The following is a 6819-nucleotide window of genomic DNA, read 5'->3' as shown; positions in this document are numbered from 1 at the left end:
TGGATAGCCGGACCGGTAAGAAAGATTACGATGATAATCAGGGGGATGGGGCAAACACAAATAGAGATTGCTTCGGTGTCTCTTCGCTTCGCTCAGAGCCCCGGCTCGCAATGACAGGACGGGCAGGGGTCATTTGCACCTCAGGGAGTGATGCACTATTCTGGTAAGAGCTTGGAGAATAGTTTAAAAGCGGAGAAGGGTCGCAGCCTCTTCGCTTCGCTCAGACCCCCGGCTCGCAATGACAGGACGGGCAGGGGTCGTTTGCACCTTGAAAGGTACCGCGCTTCCAGGTAGGGCCTTCCCGGTTTGTCCGACAGCCGGACCGTTTAAGAGATTATGCAGAAAAACAGTGCATAACATCCTCAACAATGGTAAGTCGTATCATTGTACTATTTACCCGCAGCATGAAATGTGTTAGAATGACACCAGAGGGTAATGACAACGGCCCATGAAGGCCGGTTGCCTTCATGGGGTTTGTGTGTAAAATAGTAGAGACAGGAGGGTATAATAGCTTTCTGGTGGTCTTGGCGAAGTGGAACCACCCGTTCCCATCCCGAACACGGCAGTGAAACGCTTCAGCGCAGACGATACTGAGGGGGCAACTTCTTGTGGAAAATATGTCACTGCCAGAAAGCTATATCCTTCTTCTGCGCCATCCTTAGAGGTAAACGTTGCCGGGAGGCGGCAACACGGAGGAGATTATGGCGAGCCGATTTGAGAAATTCTCGGAGCGAGCCCGCAGAGTGCTCACACTGGCCCAGGAAGAAGCGCAGCACCTTAACCACAGCTATATCGGTACTGAGCATATCCTGCTTGGTCTGCTGCGTGAGGAAGAAGGGGTCGCGGCGAAGGTTCTTACCAACCTTAACGTGGGCCTGGGCAAGGTGCGTTCCGGGGTTGAGTTCATAATCGGTCAGGGCGAGAAACCATCTTCCGGTGATATCGGCCTTACTCCCAGGGCCAAGCGAGTCATTGAACTTGCCATAGACGAGGCACGAAACCTGGGGCACAACTACATCGGCACGGAGCACCTGCTACTGGGGCTGTTGCACGAGGGTGGTGGAGTAGCGGCCGGTGTGCTGGATAGCTTTGGTATCACACTTGAGCAGGTACGTGCGGAGACAACCCGAATCCTCAGCCAGAATGTCCCCAAGGGGCGGGGCGCCCGTGGCGGGCAGAGTCGCACACCAGCCCTGGACCAAATGAGCGTTGACCTCACCGCGGCGGCGCGTGCCGGCAGGCTTGACCCGGTCATCGGGCGTGAGCGCGAGATTGAGCGCGTGATACAGATACTCAGTCGGCGGACCAAGAACAACCCGGCACTGATTGGTGAACCAGGCGTAGGCAAAACAGCGATAGTAGAAGGTCTGGCCCACCGGATTACCGCCGGTGATGTCCCCGAGACATTGGAGGGCAAGCGTCTGGTAACGCTGGATATGGCCTCGGTGGTGGCCGGAACCAAGTACCGGGGTGAGTTTGAAGAGCGACTGAAGAAGATTATCGACGAAATAAAGACGGCGGGTAACTGCATCCTCTTTGTCGATGAGTTCCACACAATCGTCGGTGCCGGTGCTGCCGAAGGAGCGGTCGATGCTGCCAGTATTCTCAAGCCTTCTCTGTCCAGGGGGCAACTTCAGGTTATCGGAGCGACCACTCTGGACGACTACCGCAAGTACGTGGAGCGCGATGCTGCCCTGGAGCGCCGTTTCCAGCCGGTCCTGGTGGAGGAACCAACCGTTGAGGAGACGATAGATATCCTCCGTGGTATCAAGGAGCGCTACGAGGAGCACCACAAGCTGACGATTAGCGCCGAGGCCCTTAACGCTGCGGCGACCCTGGCCTCAAGATACATACCGGACCGTTTCCTCCCTGATAAGGCTATTGACCTTGTCGATGAGGCGTCTTCACGGGTACGAATCCAGCGCGGCGGTACGCCGATAACCCTGAAGGAGAAGAGACAGCTCCTGGAGACCGTGCGCAAGGAGAAGGAATCAGCCCTGGCGGCGCAGCAGTATGACTACGCCGCGGAGAAGCGCCAGCAGGAACTCCAGGCTGAGGGGAAACTGAAGCAAGAGGAACAGGAGTGGCAGACCCAGCAGGAACAGGAGAAGCCGGAAGTTACCGAAGAGGATATCGCCGTGGTAGTCAGCATGTGGACCGGAATCCCGGTAACACAGCTTGGCGGTGATGAGACTGCCCGACTGCTGAAGATGGAGGAGGCGCTCCACGAGCGCATTATCGGCCAGGACGAGGCGATCGATACCATCTCCAAGGCGGTACGACGGGCGCGGGCCGGACTGAAGGACCCGAGGCATCCCATCGGCAACTTCATCTTCCTCGGCCCGACCGGTGTCGGTAAAACAGAGTTAGTTAGAGCACTGGCCGAGTTCATGTTCGGCAGCGAAGATGCCCTGATACGTCTTGATATGTCCGAGTTTATGGAGAAGCACACCGTGTCCCGCATGGTGGGTGCACCACCGGGGTATGTTGGTTATGACGAGGGTGGTCAGTTGACCGAGGCGGTACGGCGCAAATCGTACTGCTGCATACTGCTCGACGAAATAGAGAAAGCCCACCCGGATGTCTTCAATATACTACTGCAGATATTCGATGATGGACACCTGACCGATGCTAAAGGCAGACGGGTTGATTTCCGCAACAGTATCATTGTCATGACGAGCAACATCGGGGCGGAGGTCATTCGCAAGGGTGGCGCCATCGGGTTCACCTCCCGGACGGACGAAGATAAAGTCAGGCAGGAATCCTACGATAAGATGAAGGAGAAACTGCTCGCCGAAGTGAAGAAGACCTTCCGACCGGAGTTCCTGAACCGGATCGATGGTTCAGTGGTATTCCACGCCTTGAGTAAAGAGCACATCCGCCAGATAGTCAATCTGATGCTGATTACAATAATCGAGCAGCTTGCCGAGAAGGAAGTCAAGCTCGAGGTGACCGAAGCCGCCATGGACTTCCTTGGTGAGAAGGGCTATGACGAGGTCTTTGGAGCACGGCCATTACGCCGTACGATACAGGACCTGGTGGTTGATAAGCTATCTGAAGACCTGCTGCGTAGCAAGTTCCGCGCCGGGGATACTGTAGTAGTGGACGTGGAAGGGGAAGAGATTGTGGTCAGGCCAACAGCTGTCGGTGCTCTGGCCGGAGATGAAAAATCTTAGGCGCCACTGCGAGCTAATGAATTAGAGGGGGCGGTGACACTCAGGTGATGGGTAGAAGCGCCCTTTCTCTTTTACCCGAACAAGTCTGGTCTCCGGAATGAATAGATGGGTATTAAAGAAGGAAGGAGTCTGGAATTGGCTCAAGAAATCGTAGAAGCTCCAATAACGGGTACGGTCATCAGCATAGAAGTAAGCATTGGGGACAAGGTGGAAGAAGGGGATGTACTCCTCTACATCGAGTCCATGAAGATGGAGAACCCAATCATGGCTCCGGTAGCCGGTACGGTTACCGAAATAAAGGTCTCCGCGCAGCAGGTGGTGGAGACAGGCAACCATCTCGCGACTATAGAGGTCTGAAGGCGCGGTATTCTGCCCTTATTATAACGGCTGTGTTGGCCCGAGGAGGTCCCGGATGATTGACTGGGGTCTGGTAGCCAGGGTTGCCGGTGGCGGCTTTGGAGTGACCATCCTCGTGCTGGTGGTTCTCTCGGTTGCGGTATGGGTAATCGGGCTGGTGGCACGGGGACCTGAATCAAAGAGTAAAGAGACCAGGTAAGTGTTTGGCCTTTATACCAGTGCCTTCGGGGATTTGACCTGGGGCAACATCGTAATGCTCGTTATCGCGGGGCTCCTTATCTACCTGGGTATTGCCAGGAAGATGGAGCCTCTTCTACTTGTACCCATTGGCTTCGGCGTGCTTTTGGTGAATCTGCCGCTTGGCGGGTTGATGGAGTTTGTCGATGGTGAGCCGGTTGGCCTTCTGGCACGGGTCTTCCGAGGCGGCATCACCACAGAGTTGATACCCGCCTTCATCTTCCTTGGTCTGGGGGCGTTGACCGATTTCGGGCCGTTGATTGCCAACCCGAAGACCCTTATCCTTGGTGCCGGGGCACAGTTCGGCGTCTTTTTCGCTTTTCTGGTAGCTCTACTGATAGGCAATGCCTTCCCCGATTTCCTAGCCATAGGAGTGAAGGAGGCTGCCGCCATCGGCATTATCGGGGGTGCCGACGGTCCCACTACGGTCTACCTGACCAACAGGCTTGCCCCTGACCTTATCGGTGTAACTGCCGTGGCGGCCTATACCTACATGGCGCTGGTACCCATTATCCAGCCGCCGATAATCAAGCTGCTTACCACCAAGGCGGAGCGGGCAATCTACATGAAACCCCAGATGAAGCCTGTGTCCAGGCGGCAGAAGATACTCTTTCCGGTGGTTACTGCCGTTATTATCATCCTGCTGGTACCGCGGTCGGCGCCTCTCATCGGCATGTTCATGTTCGGCAACCTGCTGGTGGTGTCCGGGGTCACCGATAGATTGGCGGATACTGCCGCTAACGCCTTTATGAATGTACTGACAATCCTTCTCGGTCTCAGTATTGGTGCTTTCATGAGTGCGGAGGCCTTCCTTAAAGCGGACAGCCTGGTGGTGCTTGGCCTGGGTGTGGTGGCCTTTGCCACTTCCACCGCTGCCGGAGTGCTGCTGGCCAAGTTCATGAACCTCTTCTCAAAAGAGAAGATTAACCCGATGATAGGCGCTGCCGGCCTCTCTGCTGTGCCGATGGCGTCAAGAGTGGTGCAGAGGATGGGTCAGCAGGCAAACCCGCAGAACTTCCTCCTGATGCACGCCATGGGGCCGAACATTGCCGGGGTCATCGGTACCGCCACCGCTGCCGGTGTGTTCCTGGGGATACTGGGATAGGGCTTTGCCCTGACCGGACTTCCTGAAGACCACTCTGCTGCTACGGCCTCCTGTTGCCACACTGCAGGGAGAGTATTAAGCGAGAGCTTAGCTCCTCACTCCTCATTATTCCCCTTCTCTAATCAAGGGAAGTGGATGGAGTTACCCCTCATCCCTTGCCTTCTCCCTTAAAATCCGTTAAAGTCTGCCCATGGAGAAGTCCCGAAGGAAGACTGTCTTTGTCTGCCAGCAGTGCGGCCACGAGGAGCTGAAGTGGCTGGGACGCTGCCCCGGTTGCCAGGAGTGGAACAGCTTCGTAGAGACGGCACCACTGCCGGTAGCTTCTTCTACCCGGCGGGTATCCTCGGGCAGTGTTCCCCGGGAGTTGTCTGAGGTCACTATCGATGCCGACGAGCGGTTCTCCGTGCCGATGGCGGAGTTCAACCGCGTGCTCGGTGGCGGGTTGGTGCCCGGCTCATTGACCCTTATCAGTGGAGACCCGGGTATCGGCAAGTCCACACTGATGCTGCAGGCGGCCGCCCTGATTGCCGGGGTACGCGGTAAAGTGGTGTATGTCACCGGCGAAGAAACGCTGCGCCAGACCAAGCTGCGCTCACAACGCCTGGGGATAGCGGGTGAGGGACTGTACCTCCTGGCGGAGACCGACCTCGAGGCCATCCTCGGCCAGGCGGAGCAACTACAGCCCGGCCTGGTGGTCCTTGATTCTATTCAGACCGCCTATCTACCGGATGAGGATGCCGCTCCGGGCAGCATAACCCAGGTGCGGCAGTGTACCCTGAGGCTGATGCACTGGGCCAAGTCCAGCGGGGTACCGGTGCTTATCACGGGACACGTTACCAAGGAAGGTGCCATCGCCGGTCCGCGGGTACTGGAGCATATCGTCGATGTGGTGCTCTATCTTGAAGGTGAGCCTTTCAGCGCTTACCGCCTGCTGCGCTGTGTCAAGAACCGGTTCGGGTCGACCAATGAGATAGGTGTCTTTGAGATGAAGGAGAAAGGACTGGTGGAGGTAGAGAACCCGTCCCTGGCGTTTATCTCGCAGCGGGGTGGTGAGTCGATAGGCTCGGTGGTGGTACCTGTGCTCGAAGGCAGCCGTCCTTTGCTGGTGGAGGTCCAGGCACTTACCAACCCGACCAGCTTCGGGATGCCGCGGCGTACCGCTAACGGGGTTGATTTCAACCGGGTGCTGCTGGTAACAGCCGTACTGAGTAAAAGGCTCGGTCTCAAGCTGGGTAACCAGGACATCATGGTCAATGTCACCGGTGGGCTGAAGATAGGCGAACCGGCGGCGGACCTTGGTATCGCCCTGTCGATTGCGTCCAGCTTTCGTGATGCCGGTATCGACCCGGCGACGGCGGCGGTAGGCGAGGTGGGCCTGAGTGGTGAACTACGGACAGTCCCGCAACTGGAGCGTCGTCTCAACGAAGTGGCCCGCCTGGGTTTCAGGCGCTGCCTGGTGCCGAAGGCCGGCAGCAAAGGCGTCCCTGCGCCTGAAGGCATAGAGGTTATCCCGGCGGGTAATCTGAGGGAGGCAGTAGCCGTGGGACTGGTGAAGGGCAAGGCCAGAGGAGGAGCGAGCGAAGGGTAGGACAGTAGCCGGCGGGGGAAATCCTGGCTCAAACAACCAGCGACGCTAATAAGAATATGGGGAAACAAATCGAGAGTAACCAGGCGTGAATTGTTTTCCTGGTTATGTAAATGAGGGGAGAGATTCTGTGTCTCCTCGCTCCGCTCGGAGCCCCGGCCTGCTGGCAAAGACAGCAGGTAAGCTCAGAATGACAGTTAAAGAAAGAAGGAGGGCAAGTTTATGCCAAGCAAAGAGTTAGAGGCAGTCCTGGAACTGATGAGGTCGAGTAAGGCCCAGCCGGGACTCAGTCTTGAGGAGGAACGGGCCGCATTTGAGGACGCCCCCGGGTTTCCACTCGCAGAGGATGTAAAATGCGA

General features: G+C 57.0%; 5 protein-coding genes and 1 rRNA gene. All 6 read left to right on the top strand.

Annotation, left to right across the window (positions count from 1 at the left end):
• Positions 1–514 precede the first annotated feature (514 nt).
• A 5S ribosomal RNA gene (gene rrf / locus VMW13_10960) occupies positions 515–632 on the top strand.
• 69 nt (positions 633–701) lie between these two features.
• On the top strand, positions 702–3176 hold the full coding sequence (locus VMW13_10955; GenBank protein HUV45333.1) for an ATP-dependent Clp protease ATP-binding subunit: 2475 nt from the start codon (positions 702–704) through the stop codon (positions 3174–3176).
• 135 nt (positions 3177–3311) lie between these two features.
• Positions 3312–3533: a DUF2118 domain-containing protein gene (locus VMW13_10950; GenBank protein ID HUV45332.1), complete on the top strand. Its 222-nt coding sequence runs from the start codon at positions 3312–3314 to the stop codon at positions 3531–3533.
• Between the two features lie 55 nt (positions 3534–3588).
• A complete protein-coding gene (locus VMW13_10945) occupies positions 3589–3732 on the top strand; it encodes a hypothetical protein (protein HUV45331.1) in 144 nt (47 codons plus the stop codon).
• Positions 3733–4875 (top strand): sodium ion-translocating decarboxylase subunit beta, encoded by a 1143-nt coding sequence (locus VMW13_10940; protein ID HUV45330.1) that lies wholly within the window; start codon positions 3733–3735, stop codon positions 4873–4875.
• Between the two features lie 190 nt (positions 4876–5065).
• Positions 5066–6463 carry a DNA repair protein RadA gene (radA, locus tag VMW13_10935; protein ID HUV45329.1) on the top strand — a complete coding sequence of 466 codons (1398 nt, stop codon included), beginning with the start codon at positions 5066–5068 and terminating at the stop codon, positions 6461–6463.
• The last annotated feature ends 356 nt before the right edge of the window (positions 6464–6819 follow it).

This window comes from Dehalococcoidales bacterium (assembly GCA_035529395.1).
Taxonomy (GTDB): Bacteria; Chloroflexota; Dehalococcoidia; order Dehalococcoidales; family Fen-1064; genus DUES01.
Note: the sequence above shows the minus strand (reverse complement) of the source record. Positions and strands in the feature narration are given on the sequence as shown.

Bases quoted from the DNA above. Each gene is read 5' to 3' on its own strand.
- VMW13_10955 (HUV45333.1), top strand. From the start codon at position 702: ATGGCGAGCCGATTTGAGAAATTCTCGGAGCGAGCCCGCAGAGTGCTC.
- VMW13_10945 (HUV45331.1), top strand. From the start codon at position 3,589: ATGATTGACTGGGGTCTGGTAGCCAGGGTTGCCGGTGGCGGCTTTGGA.
- radA (HUV45329.1), top strand. From the start codon at position 5,066: ATGGAGAAGTCCCGAAGGAAGACTGTCTTTGTCTGCCAGCAGTGCGGC.